At 70.0% G+C, this 20,852-nt stretch carries 24 protein-coding genes; 11 read left to right on the top strand and 13 right to left on the bottom strand.

From position 1 onward, the window contains the following. Positions 1–93 precede the first annotated feature (93 nt). Complete coding sequence (locus tag H4281_RS04840) at positions 94–753, top strand: SAF domain-containing protein (RefSeq protein WP_312872052.1); 660 nt, start codon at positions 94–96, stop codon at positions 751–753. A gap of 74 nt (positions 754–827) precedes the next feature. Beyond that, a complete protein-coding gene (gene mscL, locus H4281_RS04835; protein WP_182889667.1) occupies positions 828–1,247 on the top strand; it encodes a large-conductance mechanosensitive channel protein MscL in 420 nt (139 codons plus the stop codon). A gap of 4 nt (positions 1,248–1,251) precedes the next feature. Here mscL and H4281_RS04830 read toward each other — a convergent pair whose 3' ends face one another. Both H4281_RS04830 and H4281_RS04825 read right to left on the bottom strand, forming a co-directional pair. Beyond that, positions 1,252–1,425 carry a hypothetical protein gene (locus H4281_RS04830; RefSeq protein WP_182889666.1) on the bottom strand — a complete coding sequence of 58 codons (174 nt, stop codon included), beginning with the start codon at positions 1,423–1,425 and terminating at the stop codon, positions 1,252–1,254. 64 nt (positions 1,426–1,489) lie between these two features. Beyond that, positions 1,490–1,990, bottom strand: coding sequence for a MogA/MoaB family molybdenum cofactor biosynthesis protein (locus H4281_RS04825; protein ID WP_009083558.1), 501 nt, complete (start codon positions 1,988–1,990; stop codon positions 1,490–1,492). Between the two features lie 123 nt (positions 1,991–2,113). On the opposite strand from H4281_RS04825, the gene H4281_RS04820 reads away from it, so the two are divergent. Further along, positions 2,114–3,175, top strand: coding sequence for an NAD-dependent epimerase/dehydratase family protein (locus H4281_RS04820; RefSeq protein ID WP_182889665.1), 1,062 nt, complete (start codon positions 2,114–2,116; stop codon positions 3,173–3,175). Between the two features lie 53 nt (positions 3,176–3,228). Further along, positions 3,229–4,077: an MBL fold metallo-hydrolase gene (locus H4281_RS04815; protein WP_237597321.1), complete on the top strand. Its 849-nt coding sequence runs from the start codon at positions 3,229–3,231 to the stop codon at positions 4,075–4,077. A gap of 18 nt (positions 4,078–4,095) precedes the next feature. Here the strand turns inward: H4281_RS04815 and H4281_RS04810 are convergent, their stop codons facing one another. The 3 genes from H4281_RS04810 to H4281_RS04800 are packed head-to-tail and all read right to left on the bottom strand — an operon-like array spanning position 4,096 to position 7,255. Continuing rightward, positions 4,096–5,145 carry a sensor histidine kinase gene (locus tag H4281_RS04810; protein WP_182889663.1) on the bottom strand — a complete coding sequence of 350 codons (1,050 nt, stop codon included), beginning with the start codon at positions 5,143–5,145 and terminating at the stop codon, positions 4,096–4,098. Beyond that, complete coding sequence (locus tag H4281_RS04805) at positions 5,142–5,843, bottom strand: response regulator transcription factor (protein WP_182889662.1); 702 nt, start codon at positions 5,841–5,843, stop codon at positions 5,142–5,144. The genes H4281_RS04810 and H4281_RS04805 overlap by 4 nt, the downstream gene beginning before the upstream one ends. An 8-nt stretch (positions 5,844–5,851) precedes the next feature. Then, on the bottom strand, positions 5,852–7,255 hold the full coding sequence (locus H4281_RS04800; RefSeq protein ID WP_182889661.1) for a hypothetical protein: 1,404 nt from the start codon (positions 7,253–7,255) through the stop codon (positions 5,852–5,854). Between the two features lie 159 nt (positions 7,256–7,414). Between H4281_RS04800 and H4281_RS04795 the strand changes: the two genes are divergently transcribed. Genes H4281_RS04795 through H4281_RS04775 form a run of 5 tightly spaced genes read left to right on the top strand, consistent with a single transcriptional unit; the run spans position 7,415 to position 11,010 of the window. Then, positions 7,415–8,059 carry a glycosyltransferase family 2 protein gene (locus H4281_RS04795; protein ID WP_182890213.1) on the top strand — a complete coding sequence of 215 codons (645 nt, stop codon included), beginning with the start codon at positions 7,415–7,417 and terminating at the stop codon, positions 8,057–8,059. After that, the gene (locus H4281_RS04790; protein WP_182889660.1) at positions 8,056–8,727 is read left to right on the top strand and encodes a TIGR04282 family arsenosugar biosynthesis glycosyltransferase; all 672 of its coding nucleotides are present in this window, start codon (positions 8,056–8,058) and stop codon (positions 8,725–8,727) included. Before H4281_RS04795 ends, H4281_RS04790 begins: the two co-directional genes overlap by 4 nt. Then, positions 8,724–9,353: a methyltransferase domain-containing protein gene (locus tag H4281_RS04785; RefSeq protein ID WP_182889659.1), complete on the top strand. Its 630-nt coding sequence runs from the start codon at positions 8,724–8,726 to the stop codon at positions 9,351–9,353. The genes H4281_RS04790 and H4281_RS04785 overlap by 4 nt, the downstream gene beginning before the upstream one ends. Positions 9,354–9,412: 59 nt before the next feature. Next, positions 9,413–10,561: a molybdopterin-dependent oxidoreductase gene (locus H4281_RS04780; RefSeq protein ID WP_182890212.1), complete on the top strand. Its 1,149-nt coding sequence runs from the start codon at positions 9,413–9,415 to the stop codon at positions 10,559–10,561. Further along, positions 10,558–11,010 carry a hypothetical protein gene (locus H4281_RS04775; protein WP_182889658.1) on the top strand — a complete coding sequence of 151 codons (453 nt, stop codon included), beginning with the start codon at positions 10,558–10,560 and terminating at the stop codon, positions 11,008–11,010. The genes H4281_RS04780 and H4281_RS04775 overlap by 4 nt, the downstream gene beginning before the upstream one ends. A 291-nt stretch (positions 11,011–11,301) precedes the next feature. Here the strand turns inward: H4281_RS04775 and H4281_RS04770 are convergent, their stop codons facing one another. The 7 genes from H4281_RS04770 to H4281_RS04740 form a co-directional block, all read right to left on the bottom strand. Then, entirely contained in the window at positions 11,302–12,915 is a 1,614-nt protein-coding gene (locus H4281_RS04770) for a trypsin-like peptidase domain-containing protein (RefSeq protein WP_182889657.1), read from the bottom strand. 79 nt (positions 12,916–12,994) lie between these two features. Beyond that, the gene (gene galT / locus H4281_RS04765) at positions 12,995–14,065 is read right to left on the bottom strand and encodes a galactose-1-phosphate uridylyltransferase (RefSeq protein ID WP_182889656.1); all 1,071 of its coding nucleotides are present in this window, start codon (positions 14,063–14,065) and stop codon (positions 12,995–12,997) included. Next, the gene (locus H4281_RS04760; protein WP_093575557.1) at positions 14,062–14,862 is read right to left on the bottom strand and encodes a DeoR/GlpR family DNA-binding transcription regulator; all 801 of its coding nucleotides are present in this window, start codon (positions 14,860–14,862) and stop codon (positions 14,062–14,064) included. The genes galT and H4281_RS04760 overlap by 4 nt, the downstream gene beginning before the upstream one ends. A 119-nt stretch (positions 14,863–14,981) precedes the next feature. Next, positions 14,982–16,421, bottom strand: a complete 1,440-nt coding sequence (locus H4281_RS04755) for a sensor histidine kinase (RefSeq protein ID WP_182889655.1) — start codon at positions 16,419–16,421, stop codon at positions 14,982–14,984. Then, entirely contained in the window at positions 16,418–17,110 is a 693-nt protein-coding gene (locus tag H4281_RS04750) for a response regulator transcription factor (RefSeq protein WP_037811118.1), read from the bottom strand. The genes H4281_RS04755 and H4281_RS04750 overlap by 4 nt, the downstream gene beginning before the upstream one ends. 130 nt (positions 17,111–17,240) lie before the next feature. After that, complete coding sequence (locus H4281_RS04745; protein WP_182889654.1) at positions 17,241–17,861, bottom strand: trimeric intracellular cation channel family protein; 621 nt, start codon at positions 17,859–17,861, stop codon at positions 17,241–17,243. Positions 17,862–17,870: 9 nt separating this feature from the next. Then, positions 17,871–18,524: a response regulator gene (locus H4281_RS04740; protein ID WP_009083595.1), complete on the bottom strand. Its 654-nt coding sequence runs from the start codon at positions 18,522–18,524 to the stop codon at positions 17,871–17,873. Between the two features lie 481 nt (positions 18,525–19,005). On the opposite strand from H4281_RS04740, the gene H4281_RS04735 reads away from it, so the two are divergent. Beyond that, positions 19,006–20,193: an MFS transporter gene (locus tag H4281_RS04735; RefSeq protein ID WP_220506747.1), complete on the top strand. Its 1,188-nt coding sequence runs from the start codon at positions 19,006–19,008 to the stop codon at positions 20,191–20,193. A 209-nt stretch (positions 20,194–20,402) separates the two neighbouring features. Beyond that, positions 20,403–20,633 carry a hypothetical protein gene (locus H4281_RS04730; protein WP_182889653.1) on the top strand — a complete coding sequence of 77 codons (231 nt, stop codon included), beginning with the start codon at positions 20,403–20,405 and terminating at the stop codon, positions 20,631–20,633. 90 nt (positions 20,634–20,723) lie between these two features. Here H4281_RS04730 and H4281_RS46120 read toward each other — a convergent pair whose 3' ends face one another. Beyond that, the gene (locus H4281_RS46120) at positions 20,724–20,846 is read right to left on the bottom strand and encodes a hypothetical protein (RefSeq protein ID WP_255751042.1); all 123 of its coding nucleotides are present in this window, start codon (positions 20,844–20,846) and stop codon (positions 20,724–20,726) included. Positions 20,847–20,852: the final 6 nt, after the last annotated feature.

The following is a 20,852-nucleotide window of genomic DNA, read 5'->3' as shown; positions in this document are numbered from 1 at the left end:
GTTCGCGAATCGGCTCTTCCGGCCGGTTCGCGACGTCCTTAACGTCGGATTCGTGCGGTATTCCGCCGCACCGGAACCGACGAGGGGACAACCGTGAACACCTTGCTCAGCCGCCTTCCCGCGCTGCCTGACGTCCGTCTACCGCGCGGGCGGCGAGCCCGGATGCTCCGCCGGTGTCTCGCGGCGGCCTTGCTCTTGGCCGGCCTGCTCGTCCTGTTCCTCCCGCCCTCCGCACGGGGCGCACCCGCCGCCTTGACGGTGGTCTCCGCACGCGATCTGCCCGCTGGCTCGGTCCTGCGCGCCGCCGACGTGCGGACCGTCGCGCTGCCCGAGGACCTCCGGCCGTCCGGCTCGCTCGCGGCCGCCGACGCGGCAGTGGGCCGTCTTCTGTCCGGCGCGGCGCGGGCCGGCGAGCCCATCACCGACGTCCGGCTTCTGGGCAACAACCTCCCCGTAACGGGTGAACCCGGAACGGTCACCGTGGCCGTCCGGCTCGCCGACGCGGCCGTCGCCGAGTTGCTCCAGCCGGGCCAGCGCGTTGACGTCGTCGCGGGCGCGGATACCACAAATTCCGCGTCCGTGCTGGCCAGCGGGGCTTCGGTGGTCACCGTCCGGCGTTCCGACGACGCCGGGAACCACACCTTGGGCCCGCCGCAGAAGGGTCCGCTGGTCCTTCTCGCACTGCCGGCGCCGGTTGCCACGCAGGTCGCTGCTTCCTCGCTCGAACGACCGGTAACGGTTACTCTCCGCTAACCCGACCCTGTTCCGACGGGCGACGGCTGTCCGAAGACGGCCAGACGCCTGTCCTGAATCCCCTGGGAGCAGCAGTGCTGAAAGGTTTCAAGGACTTTCTGATGCGCGGCAACGTCGTCGACCTCGCGGTCGCCGTCGTGATCGGCGCCGCGTTCACCGCGATCGTCACGGCGTTCACCAACGGCCTGATCAAGCCGTTGATCAACGCACTCGGCGGCTCGGACGCGGCGAAAGGCCTCGGCTTCAACGTCCTGCACGGCAACGACTCGACGTTCATGGACTTCGGCGGCGTGATCAACGCGGCGATCAACTTCGTGATCGTCGCCGCGATCGTCTACTTCCTGATCGTCCTGCCGATGAAGCACATCCAGGAGCGCCGCAAGCGCGGCGAGGAGAAGGGTCCGGCCGAGCCGACGGACGTCGAGCTGCTCACCGAAATCCGCGACCTGCTGCGCGCGCAGCAGGGCAACGGCCCCTCCAGCCGCGGCAACTGAGGGGTCACCGATCGTGATGCGGGGGCCGGTTCTCGAGATACCACGAATCCGGAGTGGTCTCCGGGCCCCGGCCCCGCTCATCGGACGTGGTCTCCGGCAGGACGTCGCCGAAGATCTCGTCGACCCGGCGGCGGCGCTGAGCCTCGTCTGCGCGGGGGCGTCGTTCCTCGTGCGGCATGGGTCCATCGTCCCACCTGTTGTTTGACAAGTGCAGAGAGACATCCGCCGCCGAACGGCCGGGCTCAGACCTCTTCGAGGCCGGAGAGCTCGTCGATCACGTGCGGGACCAGCGAGGAGAGGGTCGCCATGCCGTCGCGCACAGCCGCGCGCGAGCCAGCCAGGTTGACCACCAGTGTGCTGCCCGAAACGCCGGCGAGACCGCGGGAGATCCCGGCGTCGACCGCGCCCGCGGCCAGCCCCGAGGCGCGCAGGGCCTCGCCGATGCCCGGGATCGGGCGGTCGAGCACCCCGGCGGTGGCGTCCGGCGTGCGGTCGCGCGGCGACACTCCGGTGCCGCCGACCGTGATCACCAGGTCCGCCCCGCCGATCACCGCCGTGTTGAGCGCGTTGCGGATGCCCGCGGTCTCGGCCTCGACCACCACGACGCCGTCGACGATGAATCCGGCCTCCTCGAGCAGCTCGGTGACGAGCGGCCCGGAGGTGTCCTCGTGCTCCCCGTGCGCGACCCGGTCGTCCACAATCACCACGAGTGCCCGGCCCAGCCGCTGTGCGCTCCGTTCCATGCCGACACCGTATCCGGTTCCGGGCCCGCTTCGCCGCCACGGGCCCGGTGATTTCTGACGATTCGGTGACGTGGTCCGCGCAGGCCGCGCGCACCCTGGGGCAAGCGGCCTAGCGTCGGCGAGGTGCGAGTGCTCATCACCGGCGGCGCCGGGTTCATCGGGTCCCGGATCGCCGATCAGCTGGCCGACGACGGCGACGAGGTCGTCGTGCTGGACAACCTGCTGTCCACCGCGCACGGCTCCACCACGCCGCCCGAATACACCCAGCGGCACCGCTTCCTTCGCGGTGACGTCACCGACACCGAGATCGTCGCCGAATTGCTCGACGGCGTCGACGCGGTCTGCCACCAGGCCGCGGTGGTCGGGCACGGCGTCGATCCCTCCGACGCGCCCTCGTATGCGCTGAACAACGACTATGGCACCGCTGTGCTGCTGGCGGCGATGCACGCGGCGAAGGTGCGCAAGCTCGTGCTCGCCTCGTCGATGGTGGTCTACGGCGAGGGGCGTTACGCGTGCGCGGAACACGGTGTCGTTCCGCCGTCGCCTCGCCGGCAGTCCGATGTGGACGCCGGACGATTCGAACCCGCTTGCCCGCACTGCGGTGCCGAGTTGGACTGGCAACTCGTACCCGAAAGCGCGCCGCTGTTGCCTCGAAGCACCTACGCGGCAACGAAACTGGCGCAAGAGCATCTCGCGGGTGCCTGGGCGCGGCAGACCGGCGGCACGGTCTGGGCGTTGCGCTATCACAACGTCTACGGCCCGCGGATGCCCCAGAACACGCCGTACGCCGGCGTCGCGTCGCTGTTCCGTTCGGCGTTGGAGCGGGGCGAAGCGCCGATCGTACTGGAGGACGGGCGGCAGCAGCGGGATTTCGTGCACGTGGACGACGTGGCCCGAGCGAACGTCCTCGCGCTCCGGAACGACGGTCCGGAGGCAGACCTCACGCCGCTGAACATCTGTTCCGGACAACCGCGCAGCGTCAGCGACCTGGCCCGGGAACTGGCCTGCGCCTGCGGAGGGCCGGAGCCGCGGATCGTCGGCGGTGCGCGGCCCGCCGACGTCCGGCACGTCGTCGCCGACCCGGCCCGAGCACGGGAGCTGCTCGGGTTCCAGGCGAAAACTTCCTTCGCGGAGGGCATCGCCGCGTTCGCCACCGCGGAGCTGCGAGCCTCCGTCACCCGATGAGGTGAAGATCACGTTCCGGAATGAATCGACCGGACCGGATCTTGATGCTGAGCATGCGTTCCATCGTGGTGGGGGACATCGAAATCCACGCACTGACCGACGGACGGCTGCAGCTGCCGTCGTCGTTCTTCCCGGGACTTCAGGGCAAGCGCTCGGCGCCGAGCACCGTGCCCGTGGTCATCGGAGCATTCCTGCTCCGGACGGGCGGCCGCACCGTGCTGGTCGACGCCGGTTTCGGACCGCGTGCGTCCAGCGAGCCGCATCTGCCGCAGCACTCCAAAGAGCAACTGCACCCGGTGGTCAGCGACGCCGAGGCAGAGCACACCGGAGGCTTGCCCGCGGCGCTCGCTGAAGCCGGAGTCGGCCGCGAAGACATCGACACCGTGGTGCTGACTCATCTGCACGCCGACCACATCGGCTGGGTCGCACCGAACGGCCAGCCGTACTTCCCGAATGCCGACGTGCGGTACGGCGCGCCCGATTGGGCAGCGTTCATCGAACCGGCTGGGCGGCACGACCGCGGCCGCGTAGCGCTGGAAACCCTTCGCGCCCAGGGCAAACTGCGTCCGCTGCTTGACGGCGAAATGGTCGCTCCCGGCGTCACCGTCCGGCATGCGCCCGGACACACGCCAGGGCATCACGTGCTGGAAGCCGCGGATCAGGACCGTCGCGCCGTCCTGATCGGCGACGTCTTCCAGATTCCGGAGCAGATGGCCGATCCGACGATCGGCGCGGCGTCCGACGCCGATCCGGGGCAGGCGGAGCTGACCCGCCGCCGCTGGCTCGGCGAAGTGGTCGGCACCGGCACGATCGTCGCGGCAGCGCATTTCCCGGACGAGCCGTTCTTCCGGATCGCGGCCGACCGCACCGTGGAGCCGATCTCGGCGGTCGCCGCTTCCTGACCGTCTGCAATAGACAGATCAGGACGCTGCCAACGGCAACCGCACCTCGAAGCGGCATCCTGGGCCGTGGTTCTGCACGCCGATCCGTCCCCGGTGTGCCTCCACCAGGCCCTTCGCGATCGCCAGGCCCAGCCCGCCGCCGCTGGTGGTGCCGCTGCGGTCAGGGGTGCGGGCTTGTGTGCCGCGGAAGGCGACGTCGAAGACCCGGCTGATCTCGTCGTCCGGAATCCCGCCGCAGCCGTCGTCCACAGCCAGCAGCGCCTGGTCTCCGTCGATGCCGATCTGCACGGCGACCGTGCCGTCCGGCGGAGTGTGCCGGATGGCGTTGGACACGAGGTTCCGCACGATCCGCGCCAGCTCCGGATCGCTGCCGGACACCACCGGCCACGCCGACGCGTTTTCCAGCACCCGCACGCGTTTGCGGTCAGCCACCGGTGCCTGCGCGGCGACCGCGTCGCTCACCACGTCGCGCAACGGCACCGCCGACATGCTCAGTTCGAGTGCGCCGGCGGTGATCCGGGACAGCTCGAACAGGTCCCCCACCATGCCGGACAGCCGGGTGGTCTCGCCGCTGATGCGCTGGGCGTAGTCGGCCACCTCGGCGCGCTCCGAAACCACGCCGTCGGCCAGCGCCTCCGCCATTGCCTGGATCCCGGCGAGCGGGCTGCGAAGGTCGTGGCTGATCCACGCGACCAGTTCGCGACGCGACGCTTCCGCCGCGCGTTCGCGGTCCCGCGCCTCGCGTTCCCACACACTGCGCCGCGCGATGACCCGGCCCAGCACCATCGCCGCGGGTACCGCCACCAGTGCCACGAGCAAGCACACCAGCAGTTCCGTGGTCAGGGCCTCGGTGAACATGAAGCCGCTCACGCCGAGGATCCCGACCAGCATCGCGGCGACCGGCGTCAGCACGAGCGTGGTCATCGTGGTGGCCAGCGACCGGTGCCGCAGCAGGTAAAGCGCGAGTCCGCCCAGCGCCGCCACCGGCAGCGCGAACATCAAGGCGAGCGGCAGGATGTGCAGGACGTGGACGAACAGGTCCCACGCCGACTCGCCCGAGCCGATCACGGCTGTGTCCGGTCGTAGCGGTAGCCGACGCCCCACACCGTCGCGACGCGGACCGGTTTGGCCGGGTCACGTTCGATTTTCTCGCGCAACCGGCGCACGTGGACCGTCACTGTGGACTGGTCGCCGAAGTCCCAGCCCCACACCTTTTCCAGCAGGTCGGCTCGGCTGAACGCGACGCCGGGATGAGAGAGGAAGAACGCGAGGAGATCGAACTCGCGCGTGGTCAGCGGCAGCACCGCGCCGTCGAGCGTCGCCTGGCGGGCGGTCATCTGAAGCCGGAGGTTGCCGTCCGTCAGTTCAGCCGTCGGCGGCTCGGGCCGAGGCATCCGGGCCCGGCGCAGCACGGACGCCACGCGCAGCGTGAGTTCCTTGGGGCTGAACGGTTTGGTGACGTAATCGTCGGCCCCCAGCTGCAGTCCGGCGATGCGGTTTTCCTCCTCGCCGAGCGCGGTGAGCATGACGATCGGCACCTGGCTCGTCTGCCGCAGCCGACGGCACACCTCCAGACCGTTCAGGCCGGGCATCATCACGTCGAGCACCACCAGGTCCGGCACGCGCTCGGCGAACCGAGCGAGAGCCGCCGCACCGTCGCCGGCCAGATCGACGGTGAAACCGGCGGTTTCGAGGTAACGGCGGACGACGTCGCGCACGGTCTCGTCGTCGTCCACCACGAGCACGCGACCCGCTTGGTCCTCCATGCCTCACCTCACCAGTTCGTCAGCAGCAGGTGGTTGACCGCGAGCGCGACCACCGCCTGTCCGGCCAGCCACCAGCGGCGGTGGCCCGCCGGAAGCAGCGCCGTGGCCGGGATCAGCCACGCGCCGAACGGTAGCCAGATCCGTTCTACCTCAGCCTTCGACAGGCCGGACGAATCAGCGAACACGATCGTGAGCACGGCCGCCGCCACGATCAGCAGCACCGGATCGCGCAGGATCGTCCGGCGAGAAGGCAAGAAGATCGCGGTAGCCATCCCCCGCCGGGCCGCCGCGACCACTGCCGGTCCGCAGGCGACCGCCACCGCGGCCAGGTCGGCCCACACCCAGTAGGAATACGGCCGCACCAGCGCAACGCCCTGGTAGTAGCGCTCGACCACGAGGTGGTAGCCGTCGAACCACCAGAAACCGGCGAGCGCGAACACGGCGACCACGGCAACGGCACCGAGGACAGCGGCTGCCGCGGCCCGCCACTGCCTGCCGAGCACGGCGACGGCCAGCGCGATCAAGCCGAGCAGGACGAGGCCGTAGGAGAGGAAGATCCCGAAGCCGATGAGAATCCCGGCTGCCAACGCCGTGGGCCAGGCGTAACCACGGCGCTCTCGGAAGCCCGCCGACGCGAGGACGAGCAGCGCGATGCCGGTGGCGGTCACGCCAGCGAAGAGGCCGTCCGCGGACACGCCCAGCCACACCGCACCTGGGCTGAGCACGGCGAACGGAAGCGCCGCGCGAGCGGCGTCGGGACGGCCGAGCAAGGCGATCGTCGCTGGCACCGCGACCGCGACCAGCGCGGCCACCAGCACCACCGCGGTCGACGCCCAGGCACCGCCGCCGAGGCCGAGGCGGTCGAGCCAGACGAAGACGAGGGTCGCGCCGGGCGGGTGGCCGGATACGTGAGTGGTCCACGAGTTCGGCTGGAAATCGAGGATGCGCGAGGAGAATTCGCGGAGGAACCGCGGGATGTCCGTGATGCCGGGGACTTCGTGCAGGTACTCCTGCGGAGTGGTGAGCCGGCCGGCGAAGCCGCGCGTCCAGCCGTCCACCATGGCGAGCGAGAAGATCCAGGCGAGAGAAGCCAAGTAACCCGCGGCGAGGGCGCGTCGCCACCGCAGCCGGGCGGCCAGAGTCGGGCCGTACAGGACGACGCCAGCGGCGATCAGGACGGCGAACACCGAGCCGGGGCCGACGTGCGGCAGCCAATGCGCGAACAACGGCGGCGCGAACGCGTAGATCACCACGCCCGAACCGGGCCGGTTGTAGTACACGCCAACCGCGGTCGCGGCGGCGATCACCACGAGGGTGACGCCGACCGTCACGAGATCGGCGCGGAACCGGGGACGGACGGGAACCGGGGACGGCGGCTCGGCGAGCCGGGCAGCCTTCGTCGACTCGCTCATCGCCGGTCACGATAACCCCGGGAGCGGCCGCCCGGCAGGTTTCCGGGGGATCCGTGAGAAGTCGGTAAGATCTTGGCGAACGTCAGGATTTGGTAAGCACAGCAAGGGTTCTGCACTGTCCTTTCCAGACTTACCGTACGCCTCGTGAACGAATTCGGAGTGGACGTCGTCCTTCCCTGCCTCGACGAGGCGGCCGCGCTGCCCGGCGTGCTCGCCAGCCTGCCGCCAGGGTATCGCGCGATCGTCGTGGACAACGGGTCGCGTGACGGTTCCCCCGGTGTCGCCGCCGCACACGGCGCGAAAGTCGTCGATGAGCCGCGGCGCGGTTACGGTGCCGCCGTCCACGCCGGGTTGGAGAACGCGACCGCAGACATCGTCTGTTTCGCGGATGCAGACGGATCGCTCGATCTGGCCGAGTTGCCGCGACTGGTCGCGGCGGTCGTGGATGGTGCCGACCTCGCGGTCGGGCGCCGAGTGCCGGTGTCTCGGGCGGCTTGGCCGTGGCACGCAAGAGCAGGCAATGCCGTCCTCTCGCTGCTCTTGCGGTCTCGTGGGCTGCCAGTGCGGGACATCGCGCCGCTGCGGGCGGTGCGTCGCCGGGAGTTGCTGGCTCTCGGCGTCGTGGACCGGGCGTTCGGCTATCCGCTTGAGCTGCTGGTGAAGGCTCAGCGCGCGGGCTGGGCGGTCCAGGAACTCGACGTCGCTTACCGGGAACGGGCGCGGGGCACGAAATCGAAGGTGTCCGGTTCGATGCGCGGCACGGCGCGAGCCGTTCGGGACTTCGGGCGGGTGTTGGCCCGATGACGTTCTGCCTGCTTGTGGTCGCGAAAGCCCCGGTGCCGGGGTTCGCGAAGACTCGGTTGTGCCCTCCGGCGACGCCGGCACAGGCCGCGGAGATCGCCGCCTCCGCACTGCTGGACACGCTGGACGCTGCGTTCGCCACGGACGGCGCGATCACCGTGGTGGCGATGACGGGCGACCTCGCGGAAGCAGCGCGGGGGGCCGAAATCGGCCGAGCGTTGCGGAAGGCGACCGTGATCGCACAGCGGGGCTGGGATTTCGGTACCCGGCTGGCCAACGCGCATTCCGACACAGCTGCGGTGCATGCCGGGTTGCCCGTGCTGCAGATCGGCATGGATACGCCCCAGGTCTCCCCTGGATTGCTGGCTTCGGCGATCAAGCCGGTCGTCAGCGGAGCCAGCCGCGCAGTGCTGGGCCGCGCGGAAGACGGTGGCTGGTGGGGGCTTGGGCTGGCTGATCCGCGGCAGGCGCAAGTGCTCGCCGGAGTTCCGATGTCGCGTCCAGACACCGGATTCCGCACCCGCATGGCATTGGAAGCAACAGGGCTCCGAGTTGGCGAACTGCCCGAACTGTCCGATGTGGACACCATGGAGGACGCGTCGCGAGTCGCCGCGATCCGGCCGGACAGCAGGTTCGCGGCCGCGGTCGACGCGGTGGGAGTCGTGGCATGAAACTCGCGACTGGCCGGGAATTCGATCGCGGACTGCTCGGCCATCACTGCTGGCTGGAGCTCGCGAACGGCGACCGGATAGAGCTTCCGGTCGGACGTTGGGCAGACGGTTGCGGTGCGGGCGACGCCGTGCTGCTGGACGCGTGCGAGGGTCCGACGCTCGATGTCGGCTGCGGACCCGGTCGGCTGACTGCCGCTTTGACGCGCCGAGGCGTGGTGGCTCTCGGCGTGGACAGTTCGCCGGTCGCGGTGCGGCTGACTCGGCGCCGCGGGGCGAGTGCGTTGCAGCGCAACGTTTTTACTCGCCTTCCTGGCGAGGGACGATGGAATCATGTGCTGCTGGCCGACGGCAACATCGGGATCGGCGGCGATCCCGATGCGCTGCTGCGGCGAGTGCACGAGTTGCTCACGCCGGACGGCAACGTGCTCGTGGAACTGGAGGAGCCGGGCCAAGGGGTGCGCCAGGACCACGTCCGCCTGCGGCCGGATCCCGCTGACGGGCGGTGGTTCACCTGGGCATGGGTCGGAGTCGACGCCATTGCGGAAATCGCGGTGCGGACTGGGTTTCGAGTGGTGTGGACGACCAATCGCGGCCGTCGCTGGTTCGCGAAGCTGGCGCGCGCGTGAAACGGCTGGCAGCCGCGTGGCGCGGCCTCGACGAGCGGGTTACCGCAGCACAAGCCAAGATCGGCGAACGGGCCCGTGCCGTCGATCGCCGGGTCCCGAAGGCGGAGCAATTCAAGGGCGGCGCGCACGGCGAGCGCGCGACGGCCCGGGTCGGCAGTCTGCTCGGGCTCGCGTTCCTGATCTGCTTCGGCACCGGACTGCTGAGCCACTTGATCCAACATCCGCCTGAATGGTTCTTCTGGCCGAGCCGGCCGGTTTGGCTGTACCGGGTCACGCAGGGTGCGCACGTGCTGTCCGGAATCGCGGCGATTCCGCTGCTGCTGGCCAAACTGTGGAGCGTCTACCCGAAGCTGTTCGAGCGGCCGCTGGTGCGCTCGGTGCCGCACGCGGTGGAGAGGCTGTCGATCCTCGTCCTGTCCGGCGCGGCCTTCTTCGAGCTGAGTTCGGGGCTGCTGAACGTCGCGCAGAACTACCCGTGGAATTTCTACTTTCCGCAGGTGCACTACGCGGTGGCGTGGGTCGCGATCGGGTCGATCTTCGTGCACGTCGCGGTGAAACTCCCGGTGCTCCGGCGGGCGCTGACCCGGGAACGCAAGCCAGTCCAGCAGCCTGGCCCCGGGTTGTCGCGCCGCGGATTCCTGACCACCACGGGGATCGCGACCGGAGTCGCCGTACTGGCCACCGCGGGAGCGACCGTCCCCGCGCTGCGGAACGTCTCCGGGCTGTCGTGGCGATCAGACAAGGGCACGCAGAAGTTGCCGGTCAACCGAACGGCCGCGGCAGCGCAGGTCGCACGGGCCGCGCAGGACCCCGGATGGCGACTGGATGTGGTGACTCCGGCGGGGACCCGGCAGTTCACGCTGGCCGAGTTGCGGGCGTTGCCGCAGACCACTGTGGACTTGCCGATCGCGTGTGTCGAAGGGTGGAGCCAGATGGCGACGTGGCGCGGCATCTCGTTCCCGGACCTGCTGCGCGCTAGCGGCAGTTCGCCCGGTGCAGACGTGCATGTGTCGTCGCTGGAGAAGAACGGTCTGTACGGCGTCAGTGTGCTGCCTGGCGAGCACACCGCCGACCCGCTCACGTTGCTGGCGCTGGAACTGAACGGCGAGGTGCTGAACCTCGACCACGGCTATCCGTGCCGCGTGATCGCGCCCAGCCGGCCGGGTGTGCTGCAGACGAAGTGGGTCGAGAAGCTGGAGGTGCGGTGAAGACCGCGCGAATTCTGCTGGCGCTGCCCGGATTAGCGGCGTTGGCGTACGGGATCGTGCTGTTCCTCGACTACGCGGCGCCGGCGTGGCCGGACAGCTTCACGACGGTGCTGTGGATCGGCGGCGGTCCGATCGTCAACGACGCGGTGTTCGCTCCGGTCGCGGGTGTCGTCGGCGTGCTGCTCGCTCGGGTCCTGCCGCAGCCGTGGCGAGGGCCGGTACAGGTCGGCGCGCTGGTGACCGCGGTGCTGGGTTTCGTGGCGTTTCCACTGCTGTGGCGCGCTTATGGCGTGCCACCGAAGCCAGGACTGCACGATGGGAACGCGTGGCTGGGGCTGCTGGCGACGCTCGCGGTGGTGTGGAGTGCGGTACTGGTCGTGTCGATCGTCCGGATTGTCTGGGTCCGGCGTCGGGTGGCACAGAAAATTCGGTCGCGCGCACGTAGTTGACCTGGGTTTTCTTCCGGTACCGGAATTTTCCCGCGGATTCGGCGTTTGGGACAACGTGCGCGTGGGCACCTCACCGCACGCGGAGAGGCTCTCCGTGCCGAGTCGGAGGCGGCACGGAGAGCCTCTTCGTGTTTTCGTGCGCGAGCCGGTTTTCGGGCGCTGGCCGTAAAAACGGCCACGCGCGACCGGCTCTTGTGCTCCGGTCGCGCGTGGCCTGCAAAGGTTCGGCCCCAGCGCGGATAGGGGGTCGAGCCGTGGCTGGTCTCGGCCGCGCCTCGGCGGCCGAGCGAACTAGTTGGCCGGTACCGCCTGTCCGCCCAGGGTGACCTGCACCGTCCGCCCATCCGCGAGAGTGAAGGTGGTCTGGTCGTTCGGGGCGCGCGTGCGGATCGCGGCGACGAGCGTGTTGGCGCTGTCGATGACGCGGTCGTCGATCTTGGTCACCACGTCGCCGGACTTCAGGCCAGCCTTCTCCGCCGGGCTGCCCGGCGTGATGTCGCCGAGCTGGGCGCCGCCCTGGGGCGCGTCGGTGACCTTCGCGCCGATGAACGTCTGGGTCGCGTGCCCGGTCTTGATGATGTCCTGCGCGGTGCGGCGCGCCTGGTCGATCGGGATGGCGAAGCCGATGCCGACGTTGCCGCCCTCGCCGCCGCTGCCCTGGCCGCGTCCCGAATTCGGGCTGTAGATGGCCGAGTTGATGCCGATGACCTGGCCGCTCATGTTCGACAGCGGACCGCCCGAGTTGCCGGGGTTGATCGCGGCGTCGGTCTGGATCGCGTCCATCACCGTGGTCTGGTCGGTTTCGTCGCCGCCCGCCTGCACCGGGCGGTGCAGCGAGCTGACGATGCCCGAGGTGACCGTGCCGGTCAGCTCGTACGGCGAGCCGATGGCCACCACCTGCTGCCCGACCCGCAGGTCGTCGGAGCGGCCCAGTTCGACCGGCGTGAGGTTGCTGACCCCGGACACCTTGACCACGGCGATGTCCGTGGTCGGGTCCCGGCCGACGACCTTCGCCGCGGCCTTCTTGCCGTCCTGGAACACGGCCTGGATCTGGCCGCCGTTCGCGGCGACCTGCACGACGTGGTTGTTGGTAAGGATGTAGCCGTCGCTGCTGAGCACGAAGCCGGAACCCTCGCCCGCCGCGGTCCGGCCGGACACCTGCAGCTCGACCACGCTCGGCGACAGCTTCTGCGCCACCGATTCGACCGAGCCCGCGGGCACGTTGCCGGTCTGCTGCGCGGGTTTCGGCGCGTCGAGCGCGCTCACCGACGAACCGGATCCACCGGTCAGGTACCCGACGGTCCCGCCCGCCACGCCGCCGATCACGAGCGAGATCGCGGCGACGCTCGCGAGGAGCTTGCCCGCTGAACCCTTCTTCTCGCGCTGCGCGGGCACGCCGTACACCGAGGTTCCCGGTGCGCCGTAAGGATTGGCCGGGGCGCCAGCGGGCGGAGTGTGCGTCCCGCCGGGGTATTGGCTGCCGTACGGCTGACCCGCCGCGGGCTGCTGCTGAGCGCCGGGGATCGCGCCGCTCTGGGGCGCGCCAGCGTGCGGCGCGGCCGCGCCTTGGGCCGACCACGGATTCGGCGTGCCTCCAGTCGGAGCAGCGGCCCCGTACGCCGGGGCGGCACCGTACTGCCCCGCGGGCGCTCCGTACGCGCCGGAAGCGTCACCGGTCGCCGTGCCGGAGCCGGACGTCCCTGCCGAGCCCTCAGCGACCGAACCGTACGCGGCAGTCGAACCAGTCGCGCCGGAAGCTGACTGTCCCGCATCTGCCGCGGAAGAGGGTTGATCCGGCTGAGCCGGGGTCTGCTGCCAGGCCGCCTGGCCTTCGGCGCCCGGCTGGGCGCCCGGGTCCTGGCGACCCGCCGCGGAGTCGGGCACGTGGGGGTCGTTCTCGGTCATGTCCTCACCTAAGCGGCTGGGCCTGAGAGGTTCCTGAGTCGAACCTGTGTTTCGTAGATGAGTATGCCGCGAGTTCCGGTCAGCCTGCCGAACGAAGCCGTTCCGCGATCTGCTCCGGGGTGGCGTCGTTGATCCAGACCGCCATGCCCGACTCGGATCCGGCCAGGTACTTCAGCTTGTCCTTGGCCCGCAGCACGGAGAACAGCTCCAGATGCAGCCACGACAGCTCCCGGTCCCGCCGCACCGGAGCCTGGTGCCAGCCCGCGATGTAGGGCAGCGGCCTGCCGTACAGCGCGTCACACCGGCGCAGCACGTCCAGGTACACGCGGGAAAAGTCGTCGCGCTCGGCGTCGGTGAGCGACGGGAGGTCCGGCACCTGGCGGTGCGGGACGAGCTGAATGTGCACCGGCCACCGCGCGGCAGGCGGCACGAAAGCCGTCCAGTGCTCGCCGGTCGCGATCACGCGCTCGCCCGATTTCTGTTCCGCCGCCAGCACGTCGCCGAGCACCGATCCGCCGTGTTCGCGCGCGACCGCCAGCATTCGCTCGGTCTTCGGCGTGACGAACGGGTAGCCGTAGATCTGGCCGTGCGGATGCGAGAGCGTGACGCCGATTTCCTCGCCGCGGTTCTCGAACGGGAAGACCTGTTCCACGCCAGGCGTCTGCGCGAGCGCGGCGGTGCGGTCGGCCCAGGTGTCCACCACGAGGCGCACCTGTTCCGGAGTCAGCCGGGAGAACGCGCCGTCGTGGTCGCTGGTGAAGCACACGACCTCGCAGCGGCCGAGGCCCGGCGCGGTCGGCACCAGACCCAACCCGTCCACAGTGGACGGATTGCCGGTCGCCTGCTGCGAGAACGACGGGAACCGGTTCTCGAACACGACCACGTCGTAGTCGGCTTCGGGGATTTCGCTCGGCTTGCCCGGCCGGGTCGGGCAGAGCGGGCAGAGGTCGGCCGGCGGCTTGTACGTGCGCGTCTGTCGGTGCGCCGCCATCGCGACCCACTCGCCGGTGAGCGGGTCGCGGCGGATCTCGGAGGCAGCCGCGACCGGCGGCAGGTCCCGGGTGTCCGCGGCGAGCCGCTCGTGGGCGTCGGTGTGGTCGAAATAGATGATTTCCCGGCCGTCGGCCAGGTGCGCCACAGTGCGTTTCACGCTTCTTCTGCCTCGAGGTTCTCCGCCGTTTCGGCGATCATGAGTTCTCCGACCCGCTCCGCGAGGTCTTCCCGCGCACGGTCGTCCAGTCCATCGTCGGTCACCACGACCTGCGCTTCTTCCAGGTCCGCGATCGTGGAAATGCCGACGGTGCCCCACTTCGTGTGGTCGGCGAGCACCACCAGCCGCCGCCCGGCCTCCACCAGCGCGCGGTCGGTTTCGCTTTCGGTGAGGTTCGGGGTGGTGAACCCGGGCCCCACCGCCATTCCGTGCACGCCGAGGAACACCAGGTCGAGGTGCAGCGTGCGCAGGCTCTGCACGGCGACCGGGCCGACCAGCGCGTCCGACGGGGTGCGCACCCCGCCGGTGAGGACCACCGTGCGGTCCGGCTGTCCCGCGTTGCGCAGCACGTCCGCGACCTGGATCGAGTTGGTGACGATGGTGAGGCCCTCGATGCCGTCGAGCGCGTGCGCGAGCGTCCAGGTGGTGGTGCCCGCGGACAGGCCGATCGCGGTGCCCGGTTTGACGAGGGTGGCCGCCAGTTCGGCGATGGCTTCCTTCTGTGCGCGCTGACGCACCGATTTCGCCTCAAAACCCGGTTCGTCGGTGCTCTTGCCGACCAGCGAGGTCGCGCCGCCGTAGACCTTCTCGACCAGGCCGCGGCCCGCGAGCACGTCGAGGTCGCGGCGGACCGTCATGTCGGAGACGCCGAGCCTCGCGACGAGGTCACTGACCCGGACCGCACCGGTCCGGCGTGCTTCCTCGAGGATCACCGCCTGTCGCTGCCGCGCGAGCACCGCCACTCCCCAAGCACACCCATCAACTGCACAAAATCCTACACGATTCAACATCAGGTGTGCGCGACGTGCAGATCAAGCGTCCCCCTGCCGGGCGACAGCCAAGCGTGGCGGGCAGCTCAGGCGACGGGCGCCCCTGGTAGCCGGATGGTGAGCAGAGCCCCGCCTTCCGGTGCCCGGTTGGCGTAAACCGTGCCGCCGTGCCGTTCCGCGGCGTGCTTCACGATCGCCAGCCCGAGGCCGGATCCGGGCAGGGTGCGTGCCTCCGACGAGCGGTAGAAACGGTCGAACACCTTGGGCAGGTCTTCCTCGGCGATGCCGGGTCCGGAGTCCGCGACCTCGACCACCGCGGTGCCGTCGCCGAGCGGACGCAGCGTGACCCGCACCCGCGAACCCTGCGGCGAGAACTTCACCGCGTTGTCCAGCAGGTTCAGCACCGCCCGTTCGAGCGAGCTGTTGTCCCCGGTGAGCACCCACGGCTGCAGCGCGACCTCGAACTCGATCTCGCCCGCCCGCCTGCGCGCCCGGTCGAGCGCGCGCTCGACCACGTCCATCAGGTCGACGCGCTCGGCCTGCTCGCGCGGTTCGTCCTGGCGCGCCAGTTCCACGAGGTCGCCGATGAGCTGGGTCAGTTCGTCGAGTTGCCCGCGAATGTCGGCCTCGATGTCGGCGCGGTCCTCGTCCGGCAACGACGGCGCGCCCGGGCGGCTGGCCGACAGCAGCAGTTCCAGGTTGGTGCGCATGGAAGTCAGCGGGGTGCGCAGCTCGTGCCCGGCATCGGCGACCAGCTGCCGCTGCCGTTCCTGCGAGTCCGCGACCGTGCCGAGCATGATGTTGAAGCTGTGCGTGAGCCGGGCGAGTTCGTCGTCGCCGCTCACCGGGATCGGACGCAGGTCGCCGGTCGCGGCCACCCGTTCGGCAGCCGAGGTCAGCCGGTCGACGGGGCGCAGCCCGGCTCGCGCGACCGCCGTGCCCGCGCCCGCGGCCACCACGATCCCGGCACCGCCGACCAGGAACAGCACCACGGACAGCTGGTTCAGCGCGCGCATCGTCGGAGCCATCGACTGCGCCAGCACGATCGCCTGGCCGTGTCCGAGCGGCACCGCGACCACTCGCATGCCAGTGGTCGCGTCGGTGCGCAACGACTGCGGAAGCACTCCGGTCGCGACGCGCATCTCGGCCGGACCCACCGGCGGCCGCGTGCCCGGCTGCGGATAGATCAGGTCGCCGGTGAGGCCGTTGAGCTGGCCGATCTGCAGGTCAGCGCTGGCGAGCAAGGCTCCCGGGACCTCGCGCAACTGGTCGGTCGGCACCTGCGGCGAGTTCGCCGCGGCCTGCGCACGGGCCAGCAGGTTGTCGTCGAGCTGGGTCAGCAGGTTGTTGCGCACCACCAGGTACGCGCACAGCGAAACGAGCGCCACCGCACCCGCCACGCACGCCGCGGCCAGCAGCGTGACGCGCCCGCGCAGCGAGAACCGGCGAGTGCTCCACCGGGTGCCCCGCGGATCCGGGACCTCCGCCTCCGGCGCGGCATACGCGCCCGCCGGGTGGTCGGTCACGGCGGGGTCTCGCGCAGGACGTACCCCACTCCACGCACCGTGTGGATCAGCCTCGGTTCGTTGTCCGCTTCCGTCTTGCGGCGCAAATAGCCGACGTAGACCTCCAGCGCGTTGCCCGACGTCGGGAAGTCGTAACCCCATACTTCCTCCAGGATCCTTCCGCGGGTCAGCACGTGCTTGGGGTACGAGAGGAAAAGCTCGAGCAGCGCGAACTCGGTGCGGGTGAGACTGATCTCGCGACCGCCGCGGCGGACCTCGCGAGTGCCGGGGTCCAGCGTGAGGTCGGCGAACGACAGCACCTCCGACGTCTCGCCCTGCTGAGCGTCCGGCGCGGCGCGGCGCAGCAGGGCGCGCAACCGGGCGAGCAGCTCCTCCAGGGCGAACGGCTTGGGCAGGTAGTCGTCGGCGCCTGCGTCGAGGCCGGAGACCCGGTCGGAGACGGTGTCGCGGGCGGTCAGCACGAGAATGGGCAGGTCATCGCCGGTGCTGCGGAGCCTGCGGGCCACTTCGAGCCCGTCGAGGCGCGGCATCATCACGTCGAGAACCATCGCGTCCGGACGGTTGGCGAGGATCGTCTCCAACGCCTGCGCACCATCGCTCGCGAGCTCCACGGTGTAGCCGTTGAACTCCAAAGACCGCCTGAGCGATTCACGGACGGCACGGTCGTCGTCCACTACGAGGATGCGCATGCCGTCAGTCTTACGCAGAGTGCTGAGACCCGCCTAAGAACACACGCAGAACACACAAAGAGCATTTCCGGACGACCCCGGACAGCAGGCCCATTCGCACTGGCCGCGCCGGGGATCGCGGAAGCGAAAATCACAACGAGCGCTCTTCCGGCGGCCGGGCGACCGGAGCGTTCCAGTGTCGCCAGAGCGTGAGCACGCGGATCGCGACCACGACCACCGCCGACCCGGTCGTGACCGCACCGGCCGGAAGGTTCAGCGCGTGGCCCGCCCAGACGCATACCGCGCCGGTCAGCGCGGCCATCGCGTAGATCTCCTTGCGCAGCACGAGCGGGATCTCCCGCAGCAGCAGGTCGCGGACCGCACCGCCGCCGATGCCGCTGGTCATGCCGATCAGGCAGGCGGCGTATCCGGTCGCGCCCGCGTTGAGCGCCAGCGTCGTGCCTGCTGTGGCGAACACTCCGAGCCCCACCGCGTCCGCGAGCAGCACCGCGTGCCGCAGCCGGGCGACCTGCGGGTGGAAGGCGAACACGACCAGCGCCGTCACCGCGCAGACGGCCAGGTACGGCCAGTTGCGCAGGGACGTCGGCGGATGGATGCCGAGGAGCACGTCGCGGATGATGCCGCCGCCGAGCGCCGTGGTCAGGCCGACCACGACGACCCCGAACACGTCCAGCCGCGCCCGGACCGCGGCCAGCGCCCCGGACGCCGCGAACGCCACCAGCCCGAGGAACTCGAGCGCGGTCAGCAGCATGTGCTGGTTCTACTGGTCGAGAAGCCCGCCGCGGTAGGCCAACAGCGCGGCCTGCACCCGGTTGGCCGCGCCGATCTTCGACAGCACCGCCGAGACGTAGCCCTTCACCGTCGCCTCGGACAGGTGCAGCCGGCCGCCGATCTCGGCGTTCGACAGGCCCTGCCCGATCAGCGCGACGACCTCGCGTTCGCGTTCGGACAGCGAGGCCAGCAGCTTGCGCGCCGGCTGCGCGGCCCGCTGCTCGTCGCGGTGGCTCTGCACCATGCGCACCGCCACGCCCGGGTCGAGGACGGCACCGCCCTTGGCCAGGTCGCGCACGGCCCGCAGCAGCGCCGCCGGGTCGATGTCCTTCAGCAGGAAGCCGTTGGCGCCGAGCCGCAGCGCGAGGCTGACGTACTCGTCGATGTCGAAGGTGGTGAGCATGGCGACGGTCGGCGGATCGGGCAGCGCGAGAATGGCCCGAAGCGCGCGAATGCCGTCGTCAGGGGCGCGCATCTTGATGTCGAGCAGCGCGACGTCGGGGTGATAGCGACGGGCGACCTCGACCGCCGATCTGCCGTCGCTTGCCTCGCCCACGATCTCGATGTCCGACGCCCCGGACATCATGGCGCGCAGCCCCGACCGAACTAGTTCCTCGTCGTCGGCGAACATGAGCTTGATCAACGAAGCCCTCCGGCAGACCGTGGGTTGGAGGCGGCTCCCCGCACCCGTTACGGAAGATTACCTACTGTTGTTCACGGTTTCGAAACCAGACACGACCAGGTGACTCGACTGGTCCACCGGAGCGGCCGAGAACAGCAGTCGACCCTGTTGCTGGTCACCCACTTGAGTGACTTCTTCGGGTGGGCACCGCCGAGTTGCGTAACCGATCCAGAAGAAGCGGATGTTCATCGGCCGCACACCCTCGGCTGGTTCGGGAAGCCGCCGAACCGGCCGGGAGTCCGCACGAAAAAGGTGACCGCCAGGCGCTCCGCCACTGATACGGTCGCGGCGATGTTCCAGTTCATCGTCCTCTTCAGCTGACGGTCCTGCGACCCGCCCCTCGCAGATCCAGCACCGGCCCGGGCGGGTCTCAGCGCGCCGTTTTCGGCGCGGGACCCCGTCAGCCGCGCGCATCGAGTCGCGCTGTGCACTGGAGAACGACGTGTCAACTGAACACCTTTCCTACTGGAGCGCGCTGCGCCAGCCCCAGGTGGTGCGCTCCTTCCTGCCGAGCATCCTTGGCCGGTCGTCGCTGGCGATGTCCGGACTCGCGCTCGTGTTCCTCCTCGAATCCGGCAGCGGATCGTTCGCCGCCGCCGGAGCCGTCACGGCCGTGCTGGGAATCGCCAACGTCGTTGCGACGCCCTGGCGAGCGCGCGCCGTAGACCGTTTCGGCCAGACAGCGGTCCTGTCCGCACTGGGCGCGGTCCACACGATGGCCCTCGTGGTGTTCGCCGCGAATCCGGGCGCGCCGTTGCCGTTCTTGCTGGGCCTTGGCGCAGTCGCGGGGTTGTCGCTTCCGCCGTTCGGATCGACTATGCGCGTCGTGTGGTCGGCGGCGCTTGTCAGCGGACCGCTGCGCACTCGCGGGTTGAGCCTGGACGCGGTCGCCGAAGAGCTGATTTTCGCTGTTGGGCCCTTGACCTCCGCGGTCCTCACCGCGCTCGCGGACCCGACGCTGGCGCTTTACGTCTCGGCCGGCTTCGTCGCCACGGGCAGTGGCCTTTTCGTGCTCAGTCCGCTGTCCCGGCAACAGCGCGGACACCGCGCCAAGCGAACCGCGGAAGCGCCGAAACCTTTGCGGTCGCCCGGATTTCTCCCGGTGGTGGTCGCCATCATGGCACCGGGAATCATCCTCGGCGCGGTCGAGATCGTGGCACCAGCCATGGGGACAGCCGAGGGTTCCGCGGTTCTCCCGGGCGTCGTCTTGGCCCTGTTCGCGGGGGCCAGCGCGCTCGGCGGTTTGCTGTACGGCCGCCTCACTCCGCGAATGCCGGTCGAGCGACAGCTGCTCGTTCTCGGAGCAGCGCTGATCGGCGTCAGCGCGACGGCTGGGCTCATCGGGTCCACGCCAGTGCTCGTCGTCGGCATCGGCATCGCGGGCGGCTTCATCGCGCCGCTGCTCATCGTCGGGTACCTCGCGGCTGACGCTCGCACCGATCCCACCGTGCGGACCGAAGCGAGCAGCTGGATCAACACCGCAGTCAACCTCGGTGCCGCCGCTGGCTCGGGTTTCCTCGGCGCGACGACAGAAACCACGACACCCGGCACCGCACTCGCGATCTGCACTGCGGCCGCAGCGCTCGTCCTGCTCGCCAGCGCGCCACGACGCCGTCGCGCAGTGCCGTGAACAGCCGGTCGATGCGCGTGCGGTGATCCTTCACCACCGCGCGATCCGGCTCGCCCTCGACCGCGGCGAGCTGGAACGTCCGGCTGCCGCCGACACGGATATTGACGGAGCGGCGTTTATCGCCCGCGCCCGGGCCGGAGTCGAGAAAACCGTTTGCCACCAAGCCATCCCGCTCGCTATTGCTGGACAGGACGAGGGAAGGCCGCGCGATGACGGACGAACGCAAGACTTTTGAGATCAGGGTGGGCATCTACGCGACCGAAGACCAGGCGCGAGAGCTGATCGAGCAGGTCAAGCTCCTGCTGTGCCCCGAACCCGAGCACAGTTCGCCCTGCCCGGTTCCCTGGGCGATCGGCTTGCTGTCCGAGGACGAGTTCCCGGCCGACCTCAGCTATCCGGAGCTCAAGGAGCAGTACCTGGTCGAACGAGGCAGCCAGTAGGCCTCAACCATGCCGTCAGGTTATCGCCGGATAGCGAACCAGTCTTGGAGCCAAGTCCAGGCGGTGGCAAAACTTGAGGCATGGCCGCCGCTATTCGCCGTCCGGTTCCCGGCTCTGATACCCGTCGAGCAGCAGCTTCGTAGTCAGCTCGATGTGGTCCCGCAGGGCATCGACCGTGCCCGCGACGTCTCGCTCGATCGCGCGCTCGCACATCAGCCG

It is taken from the genome of Amycolatopsis dendrobii (genome assembly GCF_014145675.1).
GTDB lineage: Bacteria > Actinomycetota > Actinomycetes > Mycobacteriales > Pseudonocardiaceae > Amycolatopsis > Amycolatopsis dendrobii.
The sequence above is the reverse complement of the archived record's forward strand: the minus strand, read 5'-3'. Positions and strand labels throughout refer to the sequence as shown.